The following is a 25,835-nucleotide window of genomic DNA, read 5'->3' as shown; positions in this document are numbered from 1 at the left end:
GCAAGCGGATTCGCGGTCGAGGGATCGGATTGGCAGGGGCCACCCTACGGTGAACCTTTGTCACTTTGGAGCCGCTGTAACCCCTCAAAATCCGAATGTTGGCGTGAGACTGGCAGGCATACGCGGGCGCGAAAACCGAAACACCTTGGACCAGTTGCGCATTTTTTGCCGTACGCTGTAACCGCGACTTGAGCCCAGGCTGATGCGTATTGATTGCCTGCAATATGTGAACTGGTCGGAGTAGGTCTTCCGCCAGTTGCGCGCGAACAGCGTGGATGCGATCCCCATCGCCATCACCCACGCGAACCCGCGCGCATGGTCGCACGCCCCGCGCAACAAGCGCGATGTGGGGTCCGTGCGGTGACGGAAAAGGATGGGATGCTTGGTTTCTCGGTTTACCCGCACCATCTGAAGGATAAATCCGACGGCACGTTGGACAATTTTTGTGAAATGATAGCCCGTTCCGCAGACAAGTACGGCGCAAGCCACCTTGGGATCGGCACCGGCCTGTGTCAGGACCAGCCCGACAGCATTGTCGAATGGATGCGCGTGGGCCGCTGGACCAAGCAGATCGACTGTGGCGAAGGCTCGGCCTCGGCGCCCGGTTTCCCACACATGCCAAGCTGGCTTCAGGATAACCGTGATTTAGGCAATATCGAGGCTGGTCTGCGCGCCACCCTAGCTGAAATCGAAGACCTGTCCTTTTGAGGGCTGGCCGCGGCGGACACCTGTGAGGCCTACGCGCGCCCATTGGCTGTCGCGACGGTCCCGACCGGGGCCGACGGCGTGGCGAGACACGGGCTGGCCTATGTCCCGACCTATTGCCAGCATGTGCAGTACGGTAAGGTCGGCGGGCAGGCTGCGCCTGTTCTGGAACAACCATGCCCTGGCGTTGTGACGGTTGACGCTGTGACTGGATTTGCCCATTCCCCAATCGCGGCCCGGTTCGAAGCACTGACCCCCGCCGCCCGTACACAGGGTGTGGCTGCGCTGGCGGCCCGCAACAGTTATAACTGTGGTGTTCTGGGTTATCATATGCATCGATTGGCTCAGGCCGGGCTTGCGGGCCTCGGCTTTCTCAATGCGCCTGCTTCAATCGCGTCGTCGGGTAGGTTCAAACCAATTGTTCGAACGAACCCATTCTCGATTGCCGCACCGGGAAGTGATGGGCAGCCTGCAATTCTGATCGACCAAAGCGAAGTTATGAAACACGCCCTCGAGGGCAAACCGATCCTGATCGGGTGGGCGCTGATTGCCGACGGCAACCGAACGACGGACCCTGAGGTCGACGCGAAAGTTTCAATGGCTCCGTCGGGCGGTAACACGGGTGTCGGCGTCGCTGTCAGGGTGCAACTCATAGCGGCAGCGCCGACCGGAGCCACGCTGGGAATCAACGCGTCCCCGTTTTCCGGAACATTGGGCGGACCGAAAACGGGGCAGTTTTTCACAGCGATTGATCCCGGAGCGACGGCGAATGGATGGTTTACGGCAGGGATGTCGGTGCTGGTCGAGGCGATCCGCGCGCAGGAAGGGGCGCATTTGCCCGGGCATGGTTGCGCGTTCAGACGGTGTGGCGGTCAATACGGCAACTCTGGCTAAGATCGAAGAAATCCTGAGCTAGTCGTACCGGCCAGAGATCATGTGTCCGGACCATAGGTTCTGTCCCGCAGCATAGCATTTGACACCGCAAGCAAGTGTGTTTCCATCACCTCGGCGGCCGCCTGACTGTTGCGATCCGCGATATTGCTGAACAATTGCTGGTGCTGTTCGCCCAATCGCATGAGAGTTGACGGAGAATACCGCGTTTCACGCCTGCGGGTCCACTCGGCCTGTCGCCGGACTGCACGAATGGAATCGTAAACTGTCAGAAACAGAGGATTATGGGCCAGTTCCGCGATTTTGTAGTGGAAAATATCGTCGGCCACGCCATAGGCCTGCGTATCGGCGGCCTCAAGCGTTGCCTGCGTCAGTTGTTCCAGCGTTTTCAATTCTTTGATCGAAGCCCTTTGCGCGGCCAGTGCGGCCAGGGCGGGTTCGATCTCCAGTCGAACTTCCATCACGTCGCGAGGCATGACCTTGGCGGCGACGGCGCGAAACGGGCTGGTGCCGACAGCCGGAGGCGGTGAGACGAAAGTTCCCTGACCGTGCCTGCGAAAAACGGTGCCGTCTTCTTCGAGTTGATCCAGAATGCGGCGCATCCGGGTTCGGGTGACGGTCAGTGCATCAGCCAGCGCGCGCTCGGGCAGCAGTTTTCCGTTTTTTAGGAAATCTCCGGTTTCGATGCCCGCACGCAACGCCGCGGTGAGTTCCGTATCAGTTGGACAGTTCCCCAAAGTCAGAAGGCTCCGATCAGGTCGTAAAACATGCGCAGGGACGTAAGCATCAGGAACGCGCCGAAAGCAAGACGCAATGCGCGCGGCGAGATCGAGTGTGCGATGCGCACACCTACATGTGCAAAGCTGGTGGTTAGTGGAATGATCAATGCCGCGGCCACAAGGTTGACGTAGCCGATTGAAAACGGCGGCAGGCCCTCTTGTCCAAACCCGGTCGCGGCATAGATCAACGCACCGGGCAACCCGATGACAAATCCGATCGCCGCAGCGGTGCCCACGGCGCGCCGGATGTCATAACCCAGAAAATTCAGCACTGGTACGCAGACCGTGCCGCCGCCGATGCCCATCATGGCCGACACTGCTCCGGCGAAGATACCTGTTCCGGTCCAGACGCGCGGCGAGAAACTGCGGGGTGTTTCGTCTTCCGTGGGTTTACGCAGGATCATGTCCAGTGCCACCAGCCCGGCGACACTCGCAAAGACCGCAACCAGAATATAGCCGCTGACCAGACCACCCAGCAGCCCGCCGATGATCACACCCACAAGGATCGCGGGGGCCCAGCGTTTCAACAGCGCCATATCCAGCGCGCCGCGTTTGTAATGCCCCCAGCTTGAGGACAACGCCGTGAACACAATGGTCGCCAATGAGGTTCCGACGGCCACCTGCATCGTCAACGCGGGATCATTGCCGTTCAGCGACAGGGCAAAATACAACGCGGGAACGATGACAATCCCGCCGCCGACCCCCAATAACCCGGCCAGAATGCCGCCGAAGACACCGGCGGCCCCAGCGATGGCCAACAGAGGCGCCACCGAGGACAGAGCCATCGCGCCCAAGGCTCAGGGTGCTCCTGTCGCCAGCGACACGCTGGTTCGCCCATCGGCCTTACGCTTGGCTTCCGCAGCGGCGATGGCTTTTTCCAAAGCGGCGCGGTCCGGGTTGCCTGAAAAGTTCTGCGTGCTTGGCATGGCTTCGGCGAAATGCAGGTAACGCTCACCGGCCACATCATACAAGCGACGCAGTTCTGCCAACGGATCGTGATGATCGTCGGTTCGAATGTCGAGCCAGGAATGCGCCTCACCCCGGTGGATCACCATCCCCGCCGCCTGTTTGCCGCGCTTGTCGCCGCCATTGCGCTCACCTGCCTCCATCGCTGCGATCAGGCGTTCGGGAAAAGACAGGTTGCTGGCGGATGCAAAGGCTTCAAACGTGGCGTTGATCACGTCCGGACCGGCCAGCATGTTCCCAGCGACCGAATGGGTGTCGCCACTGCGATGACCGGCCCAATCCACGCAATCCTCTCCGGTATATGCGGCGAAGCCGCCAGACGCGTCCATCAGATGCGCCTGTCGCGCCGCGCGCCCATCGTCGCGCTGCACAAGATCATCCAGTACGGCCTGCGCGGCTTCGCCAGCCTCAAGGCGCCGCAAACCCTCAGTTCCCCAAACCGGGTTCGAAAACGCCTGCGAGGCAATTGCACTGCGGGATCCGACTTTGGGCACCCGCGCGCCACAGGCAAAAAAGCGGCTGGCCACGATCAGACCGATGGCCCCGGTTTCCGTATCTTTTGCAATCAGAGAATACGTCATCCTATCGTCCCACTGCGTAAGCCTGCATCAAGCGCGGCGTAGCTGCTGCGCGCAGGGTTCCGTCCTGTTCGCGGAGGGCCGCTGTCAGACGACCCACAGTCCAGCCATCGGCCACCGTGACTTTGTGGCCGTGCGCGCGCAGGTCTTCGATCACCGTTTCGCCAAAGGTGGCCTCGATCATCATCTCTCCCGGAGCAGCGGCGCGGGGATAGAACGAGCCCTGAAAATGCATCGAATGAAACAGCGGCGCGTCCATGCATTGCTGCAGTTCCAGTCCGAAATGCACAAAGCGCAGGAACCAGATCAATTGCCACTGATCCTGCTGGTCGCCTCCGGGCGTGCCAAAGACCATTTGGACCCCGTCCTTTTCCGCAAGGCTGGGCGTCAGCGTAGTCCGCGGTCTGCGCCCGGGTTCAAGTGAGCTCGGCAGGCCCGGTTCCAGCCAGAACATCTGCGCCCGGCTGTTGAGCGGAAATCCCAGCCCGGGAACAACCGGAGAGCTTTGCAGCCACCCGCCCGAGGGCGTCGCCGCGACCATATTGCCCCAGCGGTCAATCACGTCCAAATGCACGGTATCACCGCGTTTCTCGGTCAGGTGAGACATGGTTGGCTCACCGGCGCTGGCCCCAGAATTGGCCGAGAAATCCCGCGCGGCGCGGGCGATATAGGCATCCGCCAGATGTTCAAACCCCGGCACCCGGCCCGGGCGTTGCTCGTGCGAGGCATCCGGGCTGATCATGGCGCGGCGCTCGGCGGAGTAAGCGTCGCTGAGCAGGTGGTCCATGGGGATCTCACTGTGGTCGGGATCGCCGTAATAGGCCTCGCGGTCGGCATAGGCGAGCTTCATCGCCTCGATGACCGTATGCACGAATTCGGCCCCGTTCGGGTCCATTGACCCAAGGTCGATCCCTTTGAGAATGGCCAGCGTCTGCAGCAGCACCGGACCCTGGCTCCAGGCCTGCGTCTTGTGGACGGTCCAGCCGTGATAGTCATAGGTCAGTGTGTCTTCATACGTGGCCTGCCAGTTCTCCATATCCGCGCGCGCCATGACGCCTGCATTACGCTGTCCCGAGACGTCCATGACCTTGGCGTCGGCCAGATAGTCAAAGATGCGATCCGCCACAAAGCCTTGCCGCCACGCGCGGCGGGCGGCATCAATCTGGTCGGTGCGGTCGTCATGCGCGGCCTCGGCATCCGCAACCAGACGTTCATAGGTCGCGGCCAGAGCGGGGTTGGCGAAATTGCTGTGGGGTTCGGGGGCCTGACCGTCGGGCATCCATGTTTCCGCCGAGCTGGGCCACTCATCTTCGAAGAAGTCGGACAGGCCGCCGATGGTATTGGCGACGCGTGGCAACACGGGATGGCCGTCGCGGGCATAGTCGATGGCGGGCTGCATGACATCGCGCAGCGGCAGATGCCCATGATCGCGCAGCATCAGCATCCAGCCGTCAAACGCGCCGGGCACCACCGTGGCCAGCAGGCCTGAGCCGGGGATCAGGTTCAGACCCAGCCCGGTGTAATGCTCAATGGTGGCGGCGGCGGGGGCGGGACCCTGCGCGCACAACACCTGTGTTTTGCCAGTCTTGGCCGAATGGAAAATGGCGGGCATGTCGCCTGCTGGGCCGTTCAGATGCGGCTCAACCACTTGCAGGGTCATCGCTGTCGCGACGGCGGCGTCAAAGGCGTTGCCGCCCTTTTCCAGAATACCGAACCCCACGGCCGAGGCGATCCAGTGCGTCGAGGTAACGACGCCGAAAGTGCCTCGGATCTCGGGGCGGGTGGTGAATTCAGTCATTTCTGGTCTCCGAAATCAATGTTCGCGCGGGTCCAGCGCATCGCGCAGCCCGTCGCCCAATAGGTTGAACCCCAGCACCACGAGGAAGATCGCGATGCCAGGCCACATGGCCATCCACGGGGCTTGGTTGAGGAAGTTTTTGGCGGTGTTCAGCATCGATCCCCAGCTTGGCGCGGGCGGTTGCTGGCCAAGGCCGAGGAAGGACAGCGACGCCTCGGCTATGATGGCGGTCGCGATGGTCAGCGTCGCCTGCACGAGCACCGGCGGCAGCACGTTTGGGAACACGTACCGCGTCAGGATTTTGGGGGTCGGCAGGCCAATGGCGCGGGCCGAGGTCACGTAGTCTTCGGCCTTGACTGACAGGACCTGACCGCGTGTCAGGCGGATGAAGATTGGTGTCGCCGACAGGCCGATGGCGATCATGGCATTGGTCAGCGACGGGCCAAGAAACGCGGCCAGCGCGATGGCGAGGATCAGGAACGGCGCGGCCAGCAGCGCCTCGGTACAGCGCGAGATGATGGCGTCGATCCAGCCGCCGAAATAGCCTGCGATGATGCCCAGCGGCACACCCAGCAAGACAGCGATCCCGACCGAGACCACGCCCGCCAGCAACGATGCCTGCGCGCCCCAGATCATCCGTGACAGCACATCCCGTCCGATCTCATCCGTGCCAAACGGATGCGCAGCAGTGGGCGCTTTGCGCACTGCGCCCCAGTCGGTGGCCGCCGGATCGGGCACGGGCAGGATCGGGGCCAGAAGCGCGATCAGCACGAAGAACGTGACCAGCACGCCACCCAGCATGGCGCTTTTATGCGTGCGGAATTTCTTCCAGACCCGGTTTTCGGGACGGCGCGCGAGGATGGGATCAGCTAGGGCCATGTCAGGCGGTCCTCAGACGGGGGTTCAGCAGCACATAGGCCACGTCAGCCAGCAGGTTCATGAATATGAAACCCACGGCAGTGACCAGCACGATGCCCTGCACCACGGCGTAATCGCGGTTGAACACGGCGTCGACGACCATCTTGCCGAAGCCGGGGATGGTAAAGATTTGCTCTGTCAGGACCGCCCCGGCGATCAGTTCACCGAATAGCAACGCGGTCAGGGTTACAATCGGCGTCAGCGCGTTGCGGAAGGCGTGTTTCAGAACCACGCGGCGTTCATGTAGTCCCTTGGCACGCGCCGTGCGCACATAGTCGGACTTGAGCACGCCCAGCATGGCCGACCGCGTATGTCGCATCAGTGTCGCGGCCAGCGCGGTGCCCAGTACAAAGGCGGGCATCAGCATGGTGGTAATGGATTTTACCGGGTCCTCGGACAGGGGCACATAGCCTGAGGCGGGCAACAGGTCGAGTTTTACCGAGACCAGCAGGATCAGCATGATCCCCAGCCAGAAATTCGGAATCGACAGTCCGGACAGGGCCACGATGTTGGCCACATAGTCCGTGACAGTCCCTTTCTTGACCGCCGACAAAATGCCAGCCGGTATCCCGATCACCAGCGCAAACAGGATCGCCATAATCGCAAGCTGGATTGTCACTGGCAGCTTTTCCGCGATCAGTTCCGTCACCGGCTGATTGGTTCGCAGTGAAATCCCCAGATCGCCCTGCAGCGCGTTGCCAACCCATGTGAGGTATTGCACCGGGATAGGATCGTTCAGGCGATATTTCTCGCGCAGGAATTCCAGCACTTCGGGGTCACGCTCCTCACCTGCCATGGCAAGGACCGGGTCACCGGGCAGCAGCTTTTGCAGGCTGAACACGAAGATCGAGATCAGCAGGATCGTCGGGATCGCGATCAGAATGCGGCGCAGGATGAATGACAGCATGGGATCAGGGCTTTCGGTCAAGGATACCCGCCCGGCTGGAGGACCGGGCGGGGGGGGTGAGTGGCTTATTTCTCCAGCGTCACACCTTCCAGACGGATCATACCGTCCGGGTAAGGGGTGAAGCCTTTGAGGCCATCATCAAGCGCCCAGATCCATGTCTGGTGATAGAGGTACACGATGGGCATATCTTGCGCGAGGATATCGCGAGCTTTGTCGTATTCCACCTTGCGTGCATCGAAATCGGTCGAGGCGCGGGCGTTGTTCAGCATCTCATCCACCTTCGGGTCGGAATAATGGCTGTCGTTGATGCCGCCGCCCGTGGTCATGAACTGGTGGATGTTGCCATCGGGGTCCACGCGGCCCGACCATCCGATCTGGCTAGCCTGATAGTCACCGGCGCTTTGATCGGCCAGCAGGGTGGCGAATTCCTTGGACGTGATCTCAATATTGATCCCGGCCTCGGCTGCCATGGCCTGAACCACTTGCATCAGCTGCAGCGGAACGGTGGTGTTTGGCACCTGAACCTCCAAATCGATCCCGTCCGGGAAACCTGCCTCGGCCAGCAGAGCTTTGGCCTTTTCCACATCGCGCGCAGGCACCGGGTGATCGGTATCATACCACGGAGAGGTCGGCGGGAAGGGCTGGTTACCCGGCGCAAACGCGCCCTCAAAGACGACCTGATTGATCGCATCACGGTCCAGCGCATAGCTCAGCGCCTGACGCAGGCGTTTGTCGTTGCCCCAGGGGTTGTCGCCCTTTTCGCCATTGTTCACGTTGATGGTAATGCCTTGATATCCCAGCGAAACAGCGCTTTCGACCTTGATGCCGCTGTCGTCGTTTGCTTGGCTCAGATCGGTCGCGGCCAGACGTTCCAGCATGTCGATATCGCCCGATTGCAGGTTCGCAAGACGCACGGTGGTATCGGGGATCGGCAGGAAGGTGACGCTGTCGAAATGAATTTCGCCCGCATTCCAGTAGTCCGGGAACCGCTCAAGCGCGATCCGGTCCTGGGCCACACGTTCCTTGAACTTGAACGGGCCAGAGCAGACCGGGTTGAGGCCGAAATCCGCACCTGCCGCCTTGGCTGCGGTTGGCGACACCATCATGCCCGAGCGGTCGGCAAACTGTGCCAACAGCGTCGCATCGGGGGCCGCCATGTTGAAGCGGACGGTGTAGTCATCCACCACATCGACGCCCACGACCGATTTCAGCTCGGACTTGCGGCGCGATTCCTCAAGGTTCTGCGAGCGGTCGATATTGTCCGCCACCGCCTGCGCGTTGAACGGCGTGCCGTCATGGAACACCACGCCTTCGCGCAGGGTCATGGTCAGGGACTTGCCGTCCTCGCTCCACTCCCAGCCGGTGGCCAGTTGCGGGATCAGTTCCAGATCGGGGGTGATATCGACCAGCTTGTCACACATGGAGGCATAGACAATCCGCCCCACAAAGGTACGTGATTGATCAGGGTCCAGCACGTCTGCATCCGACTGCAGGGCGATACGCAGGTCGGCGGCCTGCGCCGAAAGGGCCGTGGCACCCAGTAGTCCGGCCAGTAGGCCGGTTTTCAAGACATTCATGATATATCCTCTCTGTTGTCGGCAGAAGCCGGGGGAGTTTGGACGGCAGCGCGGTAGAGCGCGAACCGCTCTTCTGCTCCGGCGCTGCGGCGTCGGGGCGGGGCCGGTTTTCCGGCCTCTGGTATGGTTTTCCAATGGTGGCAGGCGACGTGATGGTCGGCATCTGCCGCATCAAGAACCGGCGCAGTTGTCCGGCAATTGTCCTGTGCGAACGGGCAGCGGGTATGGAACCGGCATCCTGCAGGCGGGGCCGACGGGCTGGGCGTCTCACCCAACAGCGCCATGTGATCTCTTTCACGGTCGGGCTCGGGCTCAGGGATCGCCGACAACAATGCATGTGTATACGGGTGGCGTGGCTGTTCGAACACCTGATCGGCCGGGCCGGTTTCGACCACCTGACCCAGATACATAACGGCGATCCGGTCGCTCATATGACGAATGACGGCCAGATCATGGGCAATGATGACCAGTGTCAGGTCAAGGTCCTGCTTTAGGTCGTTCAGCAGATTGACAACTTGCGCCTGCACCGACACATCCAGTGCCGAGACGGGCTCATCCCCGATCAGCAACCGCGGACCCGAGGCCAGCGCGCGGGCGATGCCGATGCGCTGCCGTTGACCGCCCGAGAACTCGTGCGGGTAGCGGTTGGCATGGTCTGGCAGCAACCCGACCTGGGCCAGCAGATCCGCAACCTTCTGACGGCGCGCAGCTTCATCCAGCTCCGGAGCGTGCACCTCAAGCGGTTCGCCCACCAGTTTGCCCACGGTCATACGCGGATTCAGCGACGAGAACGGATCCTGAAACACAAACTGCATCTGTTGACGCAGAGGAGCCATATCCCGGCGGGGCAGGTCCTGCACCTCTTGCCCGTCGAAAAGGACCTGACCGGATGTCGGACGATCCAGCCGCATCAAGAGGCGTGCAAGGGTTGATTTCCCACAACCGGATTCTCCGACTATGGCAAAGGTTTCCCCTGTGCGGATAGACAGGGAAACGCCATCCACGGCGCGCACAGTGCTCTTACGCTCAAATAATCCGGTGCCAAGGGTGAAATGGCGGGTCAAATCCCGCGCCTCAAGAATTATATCGCGCATCGGACCCCCTTTAGCTGTTCCAGCGGGGCATAATGGCAGGCTACGGCGTGGCCTTGCCCGATCTCGGACAGAACCGGGCGCTCTGCACAGTCGTCCGTGGCAAATGGACAGCGGGTGCGAAACCGGCACCCCTGTGGCATATCGGCCAATGAGGGCACCGTACCCGGCACAGTGATCAGCCGGTCTCGCGACCCGCTCATTCGTGGGACCGAGCTCATAAGGCCAATAGTGTAGGGGTGTTGCGGATCGTCAAACACGGCATTTACAGGGCCGCTTTCAACAATCTGACCACCATACATGACCGCAACATTCGTCGCGATTTCCGCAACCACGCCCAAATCATGGGTAATGAACAGAGCCCCCATTCCCGTCTCGGCCTGAAGCTCGCGGATCAGATCGAGAATTTGCGCCTGAATGGTTACATCCAGTGCCGTTGTCGGCTCATCCGCGATCAGAAGTGAGGGGTTGTTGATCAGGGCCATTGCAATCATGACCCGCTGTCGCATGCCGCCTGACAGCTGATGGGGATATTCGCGCAGGCGTTGTTCCGGTGCCGGAATACCAACGCGCCGTAACATGGTAAGAGCGCTTTCAGTGGCCTCGGCCCGGCTGCAATTGCGGTGATGCAGGACTGCTTCGGCAATCTGATCACCGATGCGGAAAGCCGGATTGAGTGAGGTCATCGGCTCCTGAAAGATCATCGCCATCCGATCCCCTCGGGTCTCGGCGTCAAGCTGTTGACGGGTCAGATCATATGACCGGCCTTCAAACTCGAGCAGACCATTGGGAATGTTGATCACGTCCTGCGGCAACAGGCCCATCAATGCCATTGCGGTCACCGATTTTCCACATCCGGATTCGCCCACGATACACAGGGTTTCACCCGCCGAGACAGACAGACTCAGGTCATCGACAGCAGGTGATCCATGGCCACGAAACGACAGGCTGAACGAGCTCAGTCGCAAAACCGGAGGCTCATTTTCAGAATTGGGGCGGTGTTCGCCAGTTGGCACGGGTTTCAACCTTTATAGCAACCAATATTGCATTGGTTGCATTTTGCCGTCGTAATTGTCAACAAATTCGCCTGAGATAATCATTGGGGGCGTGGATATTTACGGGTGCGCGCCCGTCTTCCGGGCAACTGCTTTACGACATGTCGTCAAGGCGACGGCCTCCATCAGAAACTCAGGACTGTTTGCAGCATCCCGCTCGACCCACTGCTATCATCTTGTGATCAGAGAATTTCCATCAAACTCGTCTAGTAAAATCAGGCACAACCGTGCCAAGCTCGAACAGTCGACAAGCTCAGGTCTTTGCAGTGGGAAGGTAGATATATGGCGTCAGGACGCGTGACAGCTTTGATGGGCCAGTTAAGCCTTGTCGCTCTTGTGGTCCTCTCTGGCTATCCGTCAGCCTTTGCGCAAACTGCAGATGCCACGATTGAAACCAGGCCGCTGCCAGACGAGGTGACCACGATTCTCGACCACCGCTGTGTCGTTTGTCACAGCTGCTACGATGCACCGTGCCAATTGAAACTGACATCCCCCGAAGGTCTTTTGCGAGGGGCAAGCAAAGAGGCCGTATACCACTCTGACCGGCTGAGGGATGCAGTGCCAACCCGATTGGGTGTCGATGCCACCACCGTTCCGGGCTGGCGCGCACTTGGGTTCCATTCCGTTACCGCACCTGCTGATCTGAACCTCATGGAGCGTTATCTGGAGCTCGGCCGTTCCGCCGAATTCACGCCCGATGCGCCGTTGCCTGACGAGCTGGACCTTGCACTCGACCGTCCGCTTGTCTGCCCAGCACCGAAGGAGTTTGAGGCCTTCCGAGAGAACCATCCCCTTGCCGGAATGCCTTATGCCATGGCACCGTTGAACGAGCAGGAATATCAAACGCTTGCCTCATGGGCGCGGAACGGGGCGGTGTTGTCCGAGACGCGCGCCGACCTTCCCGACGATCTGCAAGCACAGATTGCCGAATGGGAGGCATTTCTGAACGCCCCCGATCTGCGTACCCAACTGATGAGCCGGTATGTCTATGAACATCTGTTTCTGGCACGGCTACATTTTACCGGTGATGATCCGAGACGGTTCTTTCAACTGGTGCGCTCGTCTACGCCACCGGGGGAAAAGATCGAAACGATCGCCACGCGGCGACCCTTCGATGATCCGGGTGGGGACGCGTTTTATTACCGGCTGAAACCGGTTGAGGAAACGATCGTCCATAAGGAGCATCTCGTTTACAGTCTTGGACCGGCTCGCATGGCCCGATACCGGGCGCTCTTTCTGAAGCCTGACTGGTCGGTGGCTGCATTGCCAGGTTACGGCGAATCCGAGGGGGGCAACCCGTTCACGACATTTGCCGACATACCGCCGCGCAGCCGGTATCAGTTTCTGCTAGACGACGCATTGTTCTTTGTGCGCAGTTTCATTCGCGGTCCAGTATGCCATGGCCAGACTGCCGTTGATGTCATCGAAGACCGGTTCTGGGTTAGCTTCTTGGACCCGAGCTGGGATTTATCCATCACGAACCCGGATTTCCTGCAGGATGGCGCGACATTTCTGGAATTGCCTGTTTCACAAAGCGAAGCCGGAGCATTAGGCGATCTCCATGGTTTCTCCCACAAAAACCAGGCGCAATATCTTGAATTTCGGGACGCGCGATATGCCAATAGCTCCGCCCACACATCAGGCTTTGGCTATGATGCGATATGGGACGGGGACGGAACGAATCCCAACGCACGGATCACCGTGTTCCGCCACTTTGACAATGCCTCGGCGATGACGGGGTTTCACGGCGGAATTCCCGAAACGGCCTGGGTGATCGATTATCCGATTTTTGAACGCATCTATTACAATCTTGTCGCAGGGTTTGATGTGTTCGGTCGGGTCGAGCATCAGCTGTCAACGCGCATTTATATGGACGAACTGCGGATGGAGAGTGAGGACACTTTCCTGTTCTTCATGCCGAAGGAAAGCCGCAAAGCGATGCATGATGATTGGTATAAGGGCACATTGGCGCAGCTTCACACCTATTGGCATCAGCGTCGTGTGGATGACAGCTTTCCTGATCGCATCGCCTTTGAAACCTCTGAGCCAAAGCGGGAGTTTTTGTTAAGTCTGCTGGAGCTTGGTGATGGGCTGTGGCCAGAAATGGATCAGATCAACCGGTGCCCGGGGAACACCTGCCAAATACCTGCGTCCGGACCGATCCTGCCAATTCTGCAAACTCTGGCAGATCAGCCGGGTCCCTGGGTCAAATTCCTGCCGGATTATACGATATTGATGGTCGAAGGGCTGGACGGCGAACCGCAGCTTTTTTCACTGCTGCATGATAAAGCGCATGATAATGTGGCGTTTTTGTTTGATGAGACCGCCCGCCGGGACCCGCAATCCGACGTTCTGACAATCCTGCCCGGCGTTGTGGGCAGCTATCCGAATTTCTTTCTAAGGGTTCCGCAGAGCCAGTTGCAGGCCCTCGCTCGCGATATCAAGTCGATCACAAATCAGGCGGATTGGATGCGGGTGGTGGACTCTCATGGCGTTCGCAGAACGAGCCCCGAGTTCTGGGCAACCAGCGATGCAATTCACCAGGCTTTTCTACAACAAAACCCGGTTCAGGCAGGGATTTTGGATCTCAACCGCTACAGGGATCCCAAGTCGGGCGATAGCCCATCCTGACTGGCGTATTCCCGGGTAACCGAACAATAGGTGTTTCATGACAACAAACCCGATCAACCGCAGCGTCATATTGTCGAGCAGGCCCAAGGGTATTCCTCAGGCGGACCACTTCACCGTGCAGGAGAGCCCGGTGCCCGACGTGCCAGAGGGGTGTTTTCTGATCCGCACCAGTTTTTGGTCTGCCGATCCGGCTCAGCGCGGCTGGGCAAATGACACGCCAAATTACCTGCCGCCGGTCGAAATCGGCGCCGTAATGCGCGGCTTTGCTGTGGGTGAGGTGGTCGCCTCGCGGTCTCCGGACTACGCGGAGGGCGATCAGGTGACCGGCATGTTCGGTTGGAGCCGGTACGTGATCTCGGACGGATCAAATGTCGACCGGAAACTGGCTGAGCCTGACCTGTCTCCCTCATTGGCGCTTGGCATTCTTGGGCTGAATGGCGTGACGGCGTATTTTGGCCTATTGGATGTTTGCGAGGCCAAGGAAGGCGACACGGTTGTGGTCTCAACCGCTGCCGGTGCGGTTGGATCGGCGGTTGGCCAGATCGCTAAACTCAAAGGATGTAGAACGGTCGGGATAACGTCCAGCGCCGAGAAAATGCACCTTTGCGCGACCAAGTTCGGCTATGATGCGGTGATCAACTACCGGGAACAGAACGTTGCCGAGGCCATCGGCGCGGCATGCCCAAACGGTGTAGACTGTTACTTTGACAATACATGTGGTGCGATATCTGACGGGGTTATGACACATCTGGCTCAAGGCGCACGCATTGCCATCTGCGGAACCGCCGCGCTGGCAGATTGGGATCCGATCCCTCTTGGTCCGCGCGTCAACCGGCAGCTTTTGGTGGCGCGGGCACGGATGCAGGGGTTCATTATCTTCGACTACAAAGCGCGGTTTCCCGAAGCCATTTCGCAACTGGCGAATTGGGTGCGTACGGAGGAATTGAGCGTCAACGAACATGTTCTGGACAGGGCCGAAGCGGCGCGCGACGCGATTGCCATGCTCTATCGTGGAGAAAACACCGGCAAGCTGCTTATTCGCGTGGACTGAACAGCCATAGAGCCGGCGGTGTGTCAGTGGACGAAATGCAACTTGGTAAAGCTGCGCCGCCACTCTGAAACCTCGGCTGCGATCTCGTCGCCCTGCAATCCTTGAACAATCAATGAGGCAAGGCGATCTGCGTCCTGTGCAGTCATGCCCCACCTGACCGACTCGGGCGTGCCGATGCGCAAACCGTTCAGGTCACCCTTTACCTGAGGAATTGGCAGCCCTATCCCGCAGGCCAAAAAGCCGCTTTTCCGCAGTGTTTTTGACGCCGTTTGTCCGCCGCCGTACCCTTGGGCGTCGATTGCGAATTGATGTGACCGCGTAAAGCCGGAGGTTCCGGAGAAAACCGGGACATCCCGGGCGGCCAGCGCCTTTGCCAGCGCGCGCGCCATCAAGATCATTTCGGCGGCATAGCTTTCCCCAAAATCGCGCCAATCCAATAATGTCAACGCCAGCGCTGCAGATTTTGCCGCGTCAAAATTGGCTGTCATGCCGGGAAACGCGATCGAGTCCAGAGACTGCGCAAGGCCGCTGTCATTGGTGACGATCAACCCTCCGGCAGGTCCGCCTAGGCTTTTGTATGTGCTCATCGTCATGAGATGCGCGCCCTCATGCAACGGATTGCGCCAGGCTTTGCCAGCTATGATCCCACATTGATGAGCCGCATCAAACATCACCTTCGCGCCCACCTCGTCGGCAATGGCGCGAATCTCCGCAACCGGGTGTTCAAACAGGTTCAGACTGCCACCAACCGTGATCAATTTCGGGTTTTCTCTACGGAAAAGGCCCCTCAGCCCATCAAGGTCGATCGTGTAGCCATCTGCATTGACCGGGGCCTCGATGATCCTGAGACCATACAACCCGGCGCATCCGCTTCTATGGTGGGTGACATGACCGCCGATGGACGCAGGCGGCACGACAATGGCATCTCCGGGCCGACAGGTTGCCATGAATCCGTACAGGTTGGCAATCGCGCCGGACGGCACCCGTATCTCGGCGTATTTTGCCTGAAAAACCTCGGCACATAGCTGCGCGGCGATGACTTCGATCTCTTCTATTGCCTCAAGACCCATCTCATATTTGTCGCCCGGATACCCAAGCGAGGGGCGAGAGCCGATGCCCGAGGATAAAAGCGCCTCGGCGCGGGGGTTCATCACGTTGGTCGCGGGGTTTAGGTTAAAACACTCTGTTTCGTGAATGTGGCGGTTCTTGTCGGCCAAATGCGCGATCCGGGCAGCGAGGTCCTGTGACGTGGCTTTGGATGCTTGCGTTGCAATATCCTGAACTAAGTCTTCGCAGATGGCAGGGACCCAGTCTCTGTGTGCAATTTTCATTTGGTTGTCCTCCCCTTGAAGCTCATTTTGATAAAGTTTCCGGCAGTCGCTGCATCTGTCAAAGCTCATTTCGCAGTGCAGTAGGCGTTCGTCCGAATTCCGCCTTGAACGCCCGGGTCATCGCACTTGCGTTTTCATACCCGCATCTGCTGGCAATCTCGGCCACCGACTGTTCCGTTTCTTCCGACAGGCGCCGCGCCAGATTGAGGCGCAGACGCCGGTACAGCGCTTGTGGTGTAGTTTTCAGCTCGGTCTGCACCCGCATCTCCAGTCGTTTTTGCGAGCAGCCGGAGTTTCGCGCAACTTCGCGGATAGGGATCGGGGTTTCCAGATTTGCCTGCATCACCGACAAGGCGCGGTTGACCACGGTATCCTCGGATTTCATGGGCAGGGCATAGTGTTCCGCCGATCCCCGGCGCATCAGCAGGTGCGCGACTTCCATTGATAACAGCGGGCCGTGATCCCTGCGGATGATCTCAGCCGCCAGATCGAAGGCGGCCATGGCCCCTGAACAGGTCATTCTGTCGTCCGAGATGACGTATCGTTCCTGCACCACGTGCACGTCGGAAAAGGTTTCCTCAAAGCGCGACAGCTCATCCCAGTGAATTGTCGCCTTGTAATTGTCCAGCAACCCGGCCCGGGCCAAAAGCCAGCTGCCGGTGTCCAATCCCGCCAGTTGTGTGTGGCAGCCCGCTGCGGTCCGCAATGCGCGTCTTGTGTCACGGGTGTCCAGCATCAGGTATCCGTAAGAGGGCATGACAACCAGAACGTCGCCGGACTGATCCTTCAATGCGCCATGGGGCGTGATTGCCAACCCGCTAGAGCTTTGCACGATATCGCCGCCAAGGCTGCAGAACCGCCAGCGATAAAGGTCCTGCCGCGCCAGCGTGTTTGCCGCCCGCAATGGTTCGACCATGTTGGCAAGGCAATGGTTCGAAAAGCCGTCGAACAGAAGAATTGTATAGTGCCGGGTCAAATTGTTCTAACTCTGCACGAATCTGGGTCAACATTGCATGTCACGACAATGAACAGTGCGGTCTGATTGGTCAATCACGCAGTCAGGGAATTTGCCATGCAGTTTGGTCTGTCAGAAGAACAGGACATGATCGTTTCGACCGTTCGCAGCTTTGTGGAGAACGAGATCTACCCGCATGAACAAGCGGTCGAGCGCAGCGGGTCGGTGCCGGTCGAATTGGGCCAGGAAATCAAACGCAAGTGCATCGAACTGGGCTTTTATGCCTGCAACTTCCCGGAAGAGGTGGGCGGGGCGGGGCTTTCACATCTCGATTTTACATTGGTTGAGCGGGAACTGGGGCGGGGGTCGATGGCGCTGACTCATTTCTTCGGGCGGCCGCAGAACATCCTGATGGCTTGCAACGCCGAACAACGAGATCGCTATTTGCTGCCCGCGGTGCGTGGGGAAAAGATGGATGCGCTGGCGATGACCGAACCGGATGCGGGGTCGGACGTGCGGGGTATGAAGTGCCAGGCCGTGCGAGACGGCGGTGACTGGCTTGTCAACGGATCAAAGCACTTTATCTCGGGCGCGGAGCACGCGGATTTTTTCATCGTGTTTATCGCCACCGGCGTTGACGAAACACCCAAAGGTCCAAAAAAGCGGATCACGACCTTTCTTGTCGATCGGGGAATGCCGGGATTTGAGGTGCGCGAAGGTTATAATTCGGTCAGTCACAAGGGCTACAAGAACTATATCCTCTATTTCGACAATTGCAGGCTGCCTGACGCGCAGGTTTTGGGCGAGGTCGATGGCGGTTTTGCGGTTATGAACGAATGGCTCTATGCCACGCGTCTGACGGTGGCCGCCTTTTCGGTTGGCCGGGCTCGGCGGTGTTTCGACTATGCCCTGAGTTACGCGGCCGAGCGCAAGCAATTCGGGCAACCCATAGGTAAATTTCAGGGTGTCAGCTTTCAGATCGCCGACATGATCACCGAGATTGATGCCGCCGATTGGCTGACCCTTTCCGCCGCTTGGCGACTGGACCAGAGCCTGCCATCTTACCGCGAGATCGCCTCGGCCAAGCTATACGCGTCGGAAATGCTGGCGCGGGTCACGGACACGACCTTGCAGATTTTCGGCGGTATGGGCCTGATGGATGATTTTCCAATCGAACGTTTTTGGCGTGATGCACGGGTCGAGCGGATTTGGGACGGCACCAGCGAAATTCAACGCCATATCATCAGCCGCGATTTGCTGCGCCCATTGGGGGCGTGACAATGGCCCGGGACCTAAACCGTCTGCTGTGCCCCGGCTCCATCGCTGTGATTGGCGGCGGTGCGTGGTGTCAGCAAGTGATCCTGCAATCAGAGCGCATGGGATATGCGGGACACCTATGGCCGGTTCACCCCGACAAGTCCGAGGTTGCGGGACATCCAGTCTACTCCCGCCTAGAAGACTTGCCATCGGCACCGGATGCCACCTTTGTCGGGATCAACCGCCATGCAACCATCGAGGCGGTCCGTGTCCTGTCGCAGATGGGTGCCGGGGGCGCGGTTTGTTTTGCGTCCGGGTTTTCCGAGTCGGTGGCAGAAGACAACTCAGGCGCGGATCTGCAAGCGCATCTGATCGCCTCAGCAAGTGACATGCCTATTTTGGGGCCGAACTGCTACGGGTTCATCAACGCTTTGGATGGGGCACTGCTGTGGCCGGATCAGCATGGGGCAAGACCCGTCGAAACGGGTGTTGCGATTCTGACCCAAAGTTCGAACATCTCCATCAACCTGACGATGCAGAAACGGGCGCTGCCAATCGCCTATATGGTCGCCTGTGGTAACATGGCCCAGACAAGCCAGGCAGCGATTGCTTCAGCTTTGATCGATGACCCGCGCGTGACAGCTGTGGGACTGCATGTCGAGGGGTTCGGCGACATTCGGGAATGGGAAGCTCTTGCCGCCAAGGCCCATGCAAAAAAGGTCCCGCTGGTGGCGCTCAAGGTTGGTGTTTCTGAACAGGCACAGGCGGCGACGGTGTCTCATACAGCGTCGATTGCGGGTAGCGACGCAGGCGCGCAGGCCTTGCTGAACCGATTGGGCATTCCCCGCCTGTCGGCTTTACCGGACTTTCTGGAAACACTGAAGATACTGCATTGCTATGGCCCCTTGCCCGGAGCCAACATCAGTACGATCAGCTGCTCAGGAGGCGAGGCGAGCCTGATTGCCGATATGGCGACGAAAACAAACCTGAGCTTCCCTCGCCTCAGCGACCGGCAGAAGACCCGGCTGCGCGCGGCGCTTGGCCCAATGGTCGCGCTAGGCAATCCGCTGGATTATCACACGTATATCTGGCGCGATGAGGCGGCGATGGCGCAAGCCTGGACTGCGATGACGGGGGAGGGGATAGATCTGACCATGTCCATCGTTGATTACCCCACCACCGACGCCGGCGATTGGGTTCATGCCACGCGGGCGGCTTTGGCCGTTCGAGCCAATACCGGCGCGCGGTTTGCGGTTGCCTCGACCCTGCCCGAACTTCTGCCTGAAGATGTTGCAGAGGACCTTATGGCTGGCGGCGTCGTCCCCCTGATGGGTCTGCGCGAAGCGCTGTCGGCCACGCAGGCGGCAGGGATGATCGGCGCGCCATCCAGCGACCCCATTTGCCAGGCCGGACATGCTGCGCCGCGCCGTACCTTGACCGAGAGCGCTGCCAAACAAGCGCTATCCGAGTTTGGTTTGCCAATCCCGCGCAGCCGGATCGCGAGCAACCCGGACGAGGCGGCTTACATGGCGTATGCGCTGGACGGCCCATATGTGATCAAAGGTGTCGGGTTTTCGCATAAATCCGAACACGGGGCGGTTCGATTGGGGGTGCGGGTCGAGGACGTTGCGGATGTCGCGAAGAGCATCGGAACCGAGGAGGTTTTGATCGAAGAGATGATCACGGGCGGCGTGGCTGAATTACTGATTGGCGTTGTCCGTGATCAAGCCCATGGGTTTGTTCTGACACTGGGTGCAGGCGGCACTCTGACCGAAGTGTTGCGTGACACGGTGTCGTTGCTGATACCCGCCTCGGTTGACGATATCGTCTCAGCACTGGACACACTCAAAATAGCGCCACTGCTGGCGGGCTACCGTGGCCAGCCCGCGGCTGACAGGGGCGCAATTGTCCGCGCGGTTCAGGCCGTTCAGGCCTATGTGATGCACAATGCCGACACGCTCGGCGAAGTTGAGATTAACCCGCTCCTTTGTACACCGGACAAGGTTGTTGCAGTGGACGCCCTTATCAGAAAGGCCTGAGATATGGACCCGATCAAAACCCGCCGGGACGGAGCAATTCTTGAGGTGACCCTGGACCGGCCCAAGGCGAATGCCATTGATCTGGCCACCAGCCGTGTCATGGGGCAGGTCTTTGCGGATTTTCGCGACGACCCCGCCTTGCGTGTCGCGATCCTGACCGGAGCAGGTGAGAAGTTCTTTTGCCCCGGATGGGACCTTAAAGCCGCAGCCGATGGGGACGCCGTGGACGGAGACTATGGTGTCGGCGGTTTTGGCGGCCTGCAAGAGCTGCGCGATCTCAACAAGCCCGTCATTGCCGCGGTCAATGGGATTGCCTGCGGCGGAGGTCTTGAGCTGGCCTTGTCCGCTGATATGATCGTCGCGGCGGATCATGCCAGTTTTGCCTTGCCGGAAATCCGGTCCGGCACTGTCGCAGATGCGGCGAGTGTCAAACTGCCCAAGCGCATACCCTATCACATCGCAATGGAGCTTCTGTTGACCGGGCGCTGGTTCGAGGTCGAGGAAGCCAAACACTGGGGTTTGGTGAACGAGATTGTCGCCGCCGATCAGCTGATGGATCGCGCATGGGAACTGGCTCGCCTGTTGGCCTCGGGGCCGCCTCTGGTCTATGCGGCGATCAAAGAGATCGTGCGCGAGGCGGAAGACGCCAAGTTTCAGGATGCCATGAACCGCATAACCAAACGCCAGTTCCGCACCGTGGATACACTATATTCCAGCGAGGACCAGTTGGAGGGCGCGCGGGCCTTTGCGGAAAAGCGCGACCCTGTCTGGAAAGGCAGATAGGGCCGCGCGTTGGTCCCCGTTGCGCCGCCCTGTAAGACAGTCCCTCGGTCCCTAGCCTTTGGCCCCTTGACCCCTTGAATAAACATCTTCGTACCGGATGATATCGTCTTCCCCCAGATATGAGCCGGTCTGGACCTCGATCAGGACCATGTTCACTTTGCCGGGGTTTTCCATGCGATGTACCGCACCCAACGGAATGTAGACCGACTGGTTTTCGCTCACCAGTTTGACCTCGTCGTCAATCGTGACCTTCGCGGTGCCTTCAACCACGATCCAATGTTCGGCCCGGTGATGGTGGCTTTGCAGGCTGAGCGCGGCACCGGGATGCACGTGAATACGCTTGACCTGAAAGCGGGGTGCAATGACAAGGCTTTCGAACCAGCCCCAGGGTCGGTAATCCCGTGGCAGGGTCTCGGCCTGAGGGGCGTCTTTGGCTTTCAGCGCCGCTACTGCGGATTTGACGTCTTGCGCCTTGTCTTTATGCGCAACCAGCACCGCGTCGGGCATGGCGATTGCTACAATATTCTCCAACCCGATCCCCACCAGTTCCTGAGCATCGGATTCTGCCCGAAGCAGTGTGTTTTCGCATTCCAGAGCTGTGGCAGCTCCTGCAGTGACCACGCCGTTGTCGTCCGGTCCGCTCTCGCGCCAGACCGCATCCCATCCACCAAGGTCAGACCACGCGCCACTATAAGGGACGACAGACAGGTTTTGAGCCTTCTCCATCACCGCATAGTCGACCGAAATGTCTTCGACAGTGCTCCATGGTTCAGGTGCCAGTCTCGTAAAACCCAGATCGCATTCTGCGAGATCGACAGCGGATCGTACTGCGGCCAGCATGTCGGGCATGAACGTCTCAAAAGCGTCGATCAGGACTGTGGTCGAGAACAGGAACAAGCCTGCGTTCCAAAGGTATTTCCCGTCCTTCAGCATCGCCTCGGCAGTCGCGAGGTCGGGTTTTTCGACGAACTGTTTCAACGCCTGCGGGGTCGCAGAGAAACTGGCGTCCGGGGTTTCACTCAGCTCAAGCCAGCCATACCCGGTTTCGGCCCGATCGGGGCGAATGCCAAAGGTAACAATCTGCCCGCCACCCGCAGCCGATGTCGCGGCCTGAACGGTCTCGCGAAACCGCGCTTCGTCCGAAATTACATGATCGGACGGCGCCACCAGCATCAATGCGCCGGGTGTCTGTGCCTCAAGCGCCAGCGCGGCTGCCAGAATAGCCGGGGCCGTGTTGCGCCCTTCCGGTTCGATCAGGACCGTTTTTGCCGCGATTTCAACCTCGGCCAGTTGTTCAAGAACGATAAAGCGAAAATCGGACCCGGTGACCAACATCGGGGCTGCAAACCCCTCGCCGGACAATCTGCGCGCGGATGCCTGAAACAGGCTTTCTTCGCCGGTCAGTTTGGAAAATTGTTTTGGATAGCTCTTGCGGGACAAAGGCCACAGACGCGTGCCCGAGCCGCCACACAAAAGCAATGGATAAATGGTTTGCGTCATACGTTCGAATTCCTTGCAACAGATATCACTTTTGCAACCACTATCGGGAAAACGCACGATGATTCTCAAGGAACCCACCGTAATTCTGTGAAACAGCGAGATTTTCCTGCACCGGCATGCATCTCGATTTACACCAAATCCGAAAACGTTTTGGTCGCGATCAACCTGCGTGGTGCCGGGGTCAATATGCCCTGATGTGGCGAAGAAAGCCCACTTGCCGAAAAATGCCGTGGCGACTATCTAGCGTAGAACGTTCACAGGTTTGTCAGAGTGCATTTTCCCTGTGTCACCCTCAATGATTGCGGAAAACCGTTTTGCCGAAAGCCAAACAAAAGTTAGACGAAATCCTGAGCGACTCCATCCTTTGGCGCCTTTTGACTGAAAATCTGCGCGCTCAGGCCGTTCCGTACATTATTTCGATGATCGCCATGGTTCTCGTGGCGGGCACGACAGCTGCCGTCGCATTCATCATGCGCGACGTGGTCGATTCCCTTTTCGACAGTGCAAACTCGGCCAAAATCTTCAGCGTTTCGATGGCCGTGTTTATCATTTTCATGGTGAAGGGACTTGCGACATATGTGCAGGTCGTTGCCATGACGCGCGCCGGAAATCGTATTGTCGCGCAGCAACAGATCAAGTTGTATGACAAGCTGCTGCGGCAAGGCGTTTCCTTCTTCAATCTTACTGAAAGTTCCGATTTGTTGCTGCGAGTGACACAATCGGCCCAAGCGGCGCGTTCGGCGATTGAAATCGTCATCACAACGGCGGTGCGGGATACGCTGTCTCTCATCGGACTTTTGGCCGTTATGTTCTATCAGCAGCCGTTCCTGTCCCTTTTCACGCTGATTATTGGTCCGCTGGCGATTTGGGGTGTTCGGACTCTGCTGCGCAAAGTTCGCGAAATCGCGGATATGGAGATGCAATCGCTTGGCGCGATTATGCAGGTTATCCAGGAAACCTCGGCCGGTATTCGTGTGGTCAAGTCTTTCAGTCTTGAAGAGCGGATGGCGGGCCAAATGTACACTGCTGTCAAAAGCGTCGAAAAACGGCGCAACAAACTCGCCCGTCTTCAAGCTGCGACCAGCCCGTTGATGGATATTCTTGCGGGTTTCGCGATTGCTTCAGTCATCGGGCTGAGCGCAGCCAATCTCTTTGGGTCCTCGAGCACCACACCGGGCGAGTTGATGTCCTTTGTGACGGCGTTGATGATGGCATATGAACCCGCCAAGCGCCTGTCCCGAGTCCGTGTCAAGATGGAGCTGTTTTTGCGGCGGGTGCAGATGATGTTCGCACTTCTTGACCAGCCGGAAACGTTGAAGGAGGAGGCTGATCCTCTGAGTCTGCCAGAGGGTCCGGGGGAAGTTATCTTTGACGATGTGACTTTTGGGTATCGGCAAGACGACCCAATCCTGAGGAACCTGTCCTTGACTTTCGAGGCGGGGAAAACCACGGCGCTTGTTGGCCTGTCCGGAGGCGGCAAATCGACGATCCTGAACCTTGCGCTGCGTCTTTACGATCCGCTTGAAGGGACGGTCAGCATCGATGGCAATGATGTAAAACTGGCCTCGTTCGAGACCCTGCGCAAGAAGATGTCTTATGTTGGCCAAGAGGTGTTTTTGTTCTCAGCTTCGATTGCGGACAATATCCGCCTGGGACGGCAAGACGCATCGTTGGAAGATGTCATCGAAGCGGCCAAGGCCGCAAATGCCTATGATTTCATCATGAAGCTCGAGGATGGGTTTGATACCCTAACGGGCGAAAACGGGGCGTTTTTGTCTGGCGGGCAAAAACAACGCCTTGCGATTGCCCGTGCTCTGCTGCGCGACAGCCCCATTTTGTTGCTGGACGAACCGACAAGTGCGCTGGATTCGAAATCTGAACATGTGGTGCAAGAGGCCTTGCATCGCCTGACTGAGAACCGGACGACGCTTATTGTTGCCCACCGTTTGTCGACGATCCTGCATGCGGACAAGATAGTGGTTATCGAGAACGGTCAGGTGCTGGAGCAAGGCCGTGCCGAGGACCTGCTCAAGGAACCGGGGCCATTCCGCACGCTTTATGATCACCAGTTTTCGAACGCGGTCAAAACCGAAGAATAGCCGTCCGCCGGACGCCTCAACAAAAGCGAAACGACATGGATGCGTCCGTCATTATTCCGACCTATCACAGCTGGGACAAGCTGCAGGCTTGCTTGAATTGCCTGACGAAACAGAGCGTGGACCCCGCGCGGTTTGAGATACTCGTGGTCAACAACGACCCGGCCGATCCGCTTCCGGCCACGTTCAATCTGCCGGAAAACGCATCTGTTCTTGAGCAGACAAAACCGGGATCTTACGCCGCACGGAACCGGGGCATCGAACAAGCCACAGCCAACCTTCTGTTTTTCACTGATTCAGATTGTTTGCCCGATCCGGAGTACATCGCCGCTGGTTTGGACATCGCCGCCGCACACCCGGAAATCGGGCGTTTCGGTGGAAATGTTGTCCTCATTCCAAACGGGGATCATTGGACCACGACCGAGCTTTATGACTTGCACTTGGGGCTTGAACAGCAAAAGTGGGTCGAGCGGGGACGGGCTGTTACCGCAAACCTGATTGTACGTCGCGAAACAATGGACCGTGTCGGCTGGTTCAATGACACCGTCCTGTCCGGTGGTGATATGGAATGGAATGCGCGTGCGTCGGCGGCTGATGAACCAATCCTTTTTGCGGCTGACGCCATCGTCCGTCACCCGGCCCGTGGTAGTCTGAGCGAACATTTGACCAAGGCGCGCAGGATCGAGGGCGCGCGGCTACGTCGAAATGCGAGCCGAGGGTTGGTGAACTACATTCCGCCCATCCAGAAGCTCATTCCCTCTTTCAAAACGCTGAGAAACCTTCTGAAAAACCCTGAACTGAGCACGGGGCAGGCCTTTTCGGTCTGGGGCGTTCACTATGCGATCCGGGTCGTGAAAATTACCGAAACGGTACGGCTTCTCTGGTTCAAGAGACCTGACCAGCGCACCTGACACATCTTCTGAGCTA

The 25,835-nt window shown here is 58.9% G+C and carries 19 protein-coding genes and 2 pseudogenes; 9 read left to right on the top strand and 12 right to left on the bottom strand.

Going from position 1 to position 25,835, the window contains the following annotated elements; all coding sequences use genetic code 11:
* Window positions 1–280: 280 nt before the first annotated feature.
* Both ACRZ9X_RS11800 and ACRZ9X_RS11795 read left to right on the top strand, forming a co-directional pair.
* Window positions 281–708 (top strand): annotated as a pseudogene (locus ACRZ9X_RS11800) (membrane dipeptidase); the annotation flags it as partial.
* Between the two features lie 3 nt (window positions 709–711).
* Window positions 712–1,621: pseudogene (locus ACRZ9X_RS11795) on the top strand (Ldh family oxidoreductase).
* Window positions 1,622–1,637: 16 nt separating this feature from the next.
* On the opposite strand, the gene ACRZ9X_RS11790 reads toward ACRZ9X_RS11795, so the two are convergent.
* The 9 genes from ACRZ9X_RS11790 to ACRZ9X_RS11750 are packed head-to-tail and all read right to left on the bottom strand — an operon-like array spanning window position 1,638 to window position 11,226.
* Entirely contained in the window at window positions 1,638–2,333 is a 696-nt protein-coding gene (locus ACRZ9X_RS11790; protein ID WP_480519005.1) for a FadR/GntR family transcriptional regulator, read from the bottom strand.
* A 2-nt stretch (window positions 2,334–2,335) separates the two neighbouring features.
* A complete protein-coding gene (locus ACRZ9X_RS11785; protein ID WP_480519106.1) occupies window positions 2,336–3,160 on the bottom strand; it encodes a sulfite exporter TauE/SafE family protein in 825 nt (274 codons plus the stop codon).
* A 12-nt stretch (window positions 3,161–3,172) separates the two neighbouring features.
* Window positions 3,173–3,922, bottom strand: coding sequence for a DUF1028 domain-containing protein (locus tag ACRZ9X_RS11780; protein WP_480519004.1), 750 nt, complete (start codon window positions 3,920–3,922; stop codon window positions 3,173–3,175).
* 1 nt (window position 3,923) lies between these two features.
* A complete protein-coding gene (locus ACRZ9X_RS11775) occupies window positions 3,924–5,717 on the bottom strand; it encodes a gamma-glutamyltransferase family protein (protein ID WP_480519003.1) in 1,794 nt (597 codons plus the stop codon).
* 15 nt (window positions 5,718–5,732) lie between these two features.
* On the bottom strand, window positions 5,733–6,596 hold the full coding sequence (locus ACRZ9X_RS11770) for an ABC transporter permease (RefSeq protein WP_480519002.1): 864 nt from the start codon (window positions 6,594–6,596) through the stop codon (window positions 5,733–5,735).
* 1 nt (window position 6,597) lies between these two features.
* Entirely contained in the window at window positions 6,598–7,563 is a 966-nt protein-coding gene (locus ACRZ9X_RS11765; RefSeq protein WP_480519000.1) for an ABC transporter permease, read from the bottom strand.
* A 44-nt stretch (window positions 7,564–7,607) separates the two neighbouring features.
* Window positions 7,608–9,119: an ABC transporter substrate-binding protein gene (locus ACRZ9X_RS11760; protein WP_480518998.1), complete on the bottom strand. Its 1,512-nt coding sequence runs from the start codon at window positions 9,117–9,119 to the stop codon at window positions 7,608–7,610.
* On the bottom strand, window positions 9,116–10,213 hold the full coding sequence (locus ACRZ9X_RS11755) for an ABC transporter ATP-binding protein (protein WP_480518996.1): 1,098 nt from the start codon (window positions 10,211–10,213) through the stop codon (window positions 9,116–9,118). The genes ACRZ9X_RS11760 and ACRZ9X_RS11755 overlap by 4 nt, the downstream gene beginning before the upstream one ends.
* The gene (locus ACRZ9X_RS11750) at window positions 10,201–11,226 is read right to left on the bottom strand and encodes an ABC transporter ATP-binding protein (protein WP_480518995.1); all 1,026 of its coding nucleotides are present in this window, start codon (window positions 11,224–11,226) and stop codon (window positions 10,201–10,203) included. Before ACRZ9X_RS11750 ends, ACRZ9X_RS11755 begins: the two co-directional genes overlap by 13 nt.
* 321 nt (window positions 11,227–11,547) lie before the next feature.
* On the opposite strand from ACRZ9X_RS11750, the gene ACRZ9X_RS11745 reads away from it, so the two are divergent.
* Together ACRZ9X_RS11745 and ACRZ9X_RS11740 are read left to right on the top strand one after the other, a co-directional pair.
* Complete coding sequence (locus ACRZ9X_RS11745; RefSeq protein ID WP_480518993.1) at window positions 11,548–13,896, top strand: fatty acid cis/trans isomerase; 2,349 nt, start codon at window positions 11,548–11,550, stop codon at window positions 13,894–13,896.
* A 37-nt stretch (window positions 13,897–13,933) separates the two neighbouring features.
* On the top strand, window positions 13,934–14,947 hold the full coding sequence (locus tag ACRZ9X_RS11740; protein WP_480518991.1) for an NADP-dependent oxidoreductase: 1,014 nt from the start codon (window positions 13,934–13,936) through the stop codon (window positions 14,945–14,947).
* 23 nt (window positions 14,948–14,970) lie between these two features.
* Here ACRZ9X_RS11740 and ACRZ9X_RS11735 read toward each other — a convergent pair whose 3' ends face one another.
* Both ACRZ9X_RS11735 and ACRZ9X_RS11730 read right to left on the bottom strand, forming a co-directional pair.
* Complete coding sequence (locus ACRZ9X_RS11735) at window positions 14,971–16,278, bottom strand: aminotransferase class I/II-fold pyridoxal phosphate-dependent enzyme (protein WP_480518989.1); 1,308 nt, start codon at window positions 16,276–16,278, stop codon at window positions 14,971–14,973.
* 58 nt (window positions 16,279–16,336) lie between these two features.
* Complete coding sequence (locus ACRZ9X_RS11730) at window positions 16,337–17,254, bottom strand: GlxA family transcriptional regulator (protein WP_480518987.1); 918 nt, start codon at window positions 17,252–17,254, stop codon at window positions 16,337–16,339.
* 96 nt (window positions 17,255–17,350) lie between these two features.
* Between ACRZ9X_RS11730 and ACRZ9X_RS11725 the strand changes: the two genes are divergently transcribed.
* The 3 genes from ACRZ9X_RS11725 to ACRZ9X_RS11715 are packed head-to-tail and all read left to right on the top strand — an operon-like array spanning window position 17,351 to window position 21,312.
* On the top strand, window positions 17,351–18,511 hold the full coding sequence (locus ACRZ9X_RS11725; RefSeq protein WP_480518985.1) for an acyl-CoA dehydrogenase family protein: 1,161 nt from the start codon (window positions 17,351–17,353) through the stop codon (window positions 18,509–18,511).
* Window positions 18,512–18,513: 2 nt separating this feature from the next.
* Window positions 18,514–20,529, top strand: a complete 2,016-nt coding sequence (locus tag ACRZ9X_RS11720) for an acetate--CoA ligase family protein (RefSeq protein ID WP_480518983.1) — start codon at window positions 18,514–18,516, stop codon at window positions 20,527–20,529.
* Between the two features lie 3 nt (window positions 20,530–20,532).
* Window positions 20,533–21,312, top strand: coding sequence for a carnitinyl-CoA dehydratase (locus ACRZ9X_RS11715; protein ID WP_480518981.1), 780 nt, complete (start codon window positions 20,533–20,535; stop codon window positions 21,310–21,312).
* Window positions 21,313–21,363: 51 nt separating this feature from the next.
* Here the strand turns inward: ACRZ9X_RS11715 and ACRZ9X_RS11710 are convergent, their stop codons facing one another.
* The gene (locus ACRZ9X_RS11710) at window positions 21,364–22,812 is read right to left on the bottom strand and encodes a mannose-1-phosphate guanylyltransferase/mannose-6-phosphate isomerase (protein WP_480518979.1); all 1,449 of its coding nucleotides are present in this window, start codon (window positions 22,810–22,812) and stop codon (window positions 21,364–21,366) included.
* 314 nt (window positions 22,813–23,126) lie between these two features.
* Between ACRZ9X_RS11710 and ACRZ9X_RS11705 the strand changes: the two genes are divergently transcribed.
* Window positions 23,127–24,911, top strand: a complete 1,785-nt coding sequence (locus tag ACRZ9X_RS11705) for an ABC transporter ATP-binding protein (protein WP_480518977.1) — start codon at window positions 23,127–23,129, stop codon at window positions 24,909–24,911.
* Window positions 24,912–24,946: 35 nt separating this feature from the next.
* Window positions 24,947–25,819 carry a glycosyltransferase family 2 protein gene (locus tag ACRZ9X_RS11700; protein WP_480518975.1) on the top strand — a complete coding sequence of 291 codons (873 nt, stop codon included), beginning with the start codon at window positions 24,947–24,949 and terminating at the stop codon, window positions 25,817–25,819.
* Window positions 25,820–25,835 lie beyond the last annotated feature (16 nt).

The sequence above is a fragment of the Ruegeria sp. AL1 genome (assembly GCF_056540905.1).
The sequence above is the reverse complement of the archived record's forward strand: the minus strand, read 5'-3'. Positions and strand labels throughout refer to the sequence as shown.

What these genes read in the sequence shown, in the direction of transcription:
- ACRZ9X_RS11755 (WP_480518996.1), bottom strand. Translation starts at nt 10,213, where the DNA reads ATGCGCGATATAATTCTTGAGGCGCGGGATTTGACCCGCCATTTCACC.
- ACRZ9X_RS11770 (WP_480519002.1), bottom strand. Translation starts at nt 6,596, where the DNA reads ATGGCCCTAGCTGATCCCATCCTCGCGCGCCGTCCCGAAAACCGGGTC.
- ACRZ9X_RS11700 (WP_480518975.1), top strand. Translation starts at nt 24,947, where the DNA reads ATGGATGCGTCCGTCATTATTCCGACCTATCACAGCTGGGACAAGCTG.
- ACRZ9X_RS11745 (WP_480518993.1), top strand. Translation starts at nt 11,548, where the DNA reads ATGGCGTCAGGACGCGTGACAGCTTTGATGGGCCAGTTAAGCCTTGTC.
- ACRZ9X_RS11740 (WP_480518991.1), top strand. Translation starts at nt 13,934, where the DNA reads ATGACAACAAACCCGATCAACCGCAGCGTCATATTGTCGAGCAGGCCC.
- ACRZ9X_RS11725 (WP_480518985.1), top strand. Translation starts at nt 17,351, where the DNA reads ATGCAGTTTGGTCTGTCAGAAGAACAGGACATGATCGTTTCGACCGTT.
- ACRZ9X_RS11785 (WP_480519106.1), bottom strand. Translation starts at nt 3,160, where the DNA reads ATGGCTCTGTCCTCGGTGGCGCCTCTGTTGGCCATCGCTGGGGCCGCC.
- ACRZ9X_RS11735 (WP_480518989.1), bottom strand. Translation starts at nt 16,278, where the DNA reads ATGAAAATTGCACACAGAGACTGGGTCCCTGCCATCTGCGAAGACTTA.
- ACRZ9X_RS11760 (WP_480518998.1), bottom strand. Translation starts at nt 9,119, where the DNA reads ATGAATGTCTTGAAAACCGGCCTACTGGCCGGACTACTGGGTGCCACG.
- ACRZ9X_RS11715 (WP_480518981.1), top strand. Translation starts at nt 20,533, where the DNA reads ATGGACCCGATCAAAACCCGCCGGGACGGAGCAATTCTTGAGGTGACC.
- ACRZ9X_RS11720 (WP_480518983.1), top strand. Translation starts at nt 18,514, where the DNA reads ATGGCCCGGGACCTAAACCGTCTGCTGTGCCCCGGCTCCATCGCTGTG.
- ACRZ9X_RS11780 (WP_480519004.1), bottom strand. Translation starts at nt 3,922, where the DNA reads ATGACGTATTCTCTGATTGCAAAAGATACGGAAACCGGGGCCATCGGT.
- ACRZ9X_RS11775 (WP_480519003.1), bottom strand. Translation starts at nt 5,717, where the DNA reads ATGACTGAATTCACCACCCGCCCCGAGATCCGAGGCACTTTCGGCGTC.
- ACRZ9X_RS11710 (WP_480518979.1), bottom strand. Translation starts at nt 22,812, where the DNA reads ATGACGCAAACCATTTATCCATTGCTTTTGTGTGGCGGCTCGGGCACG.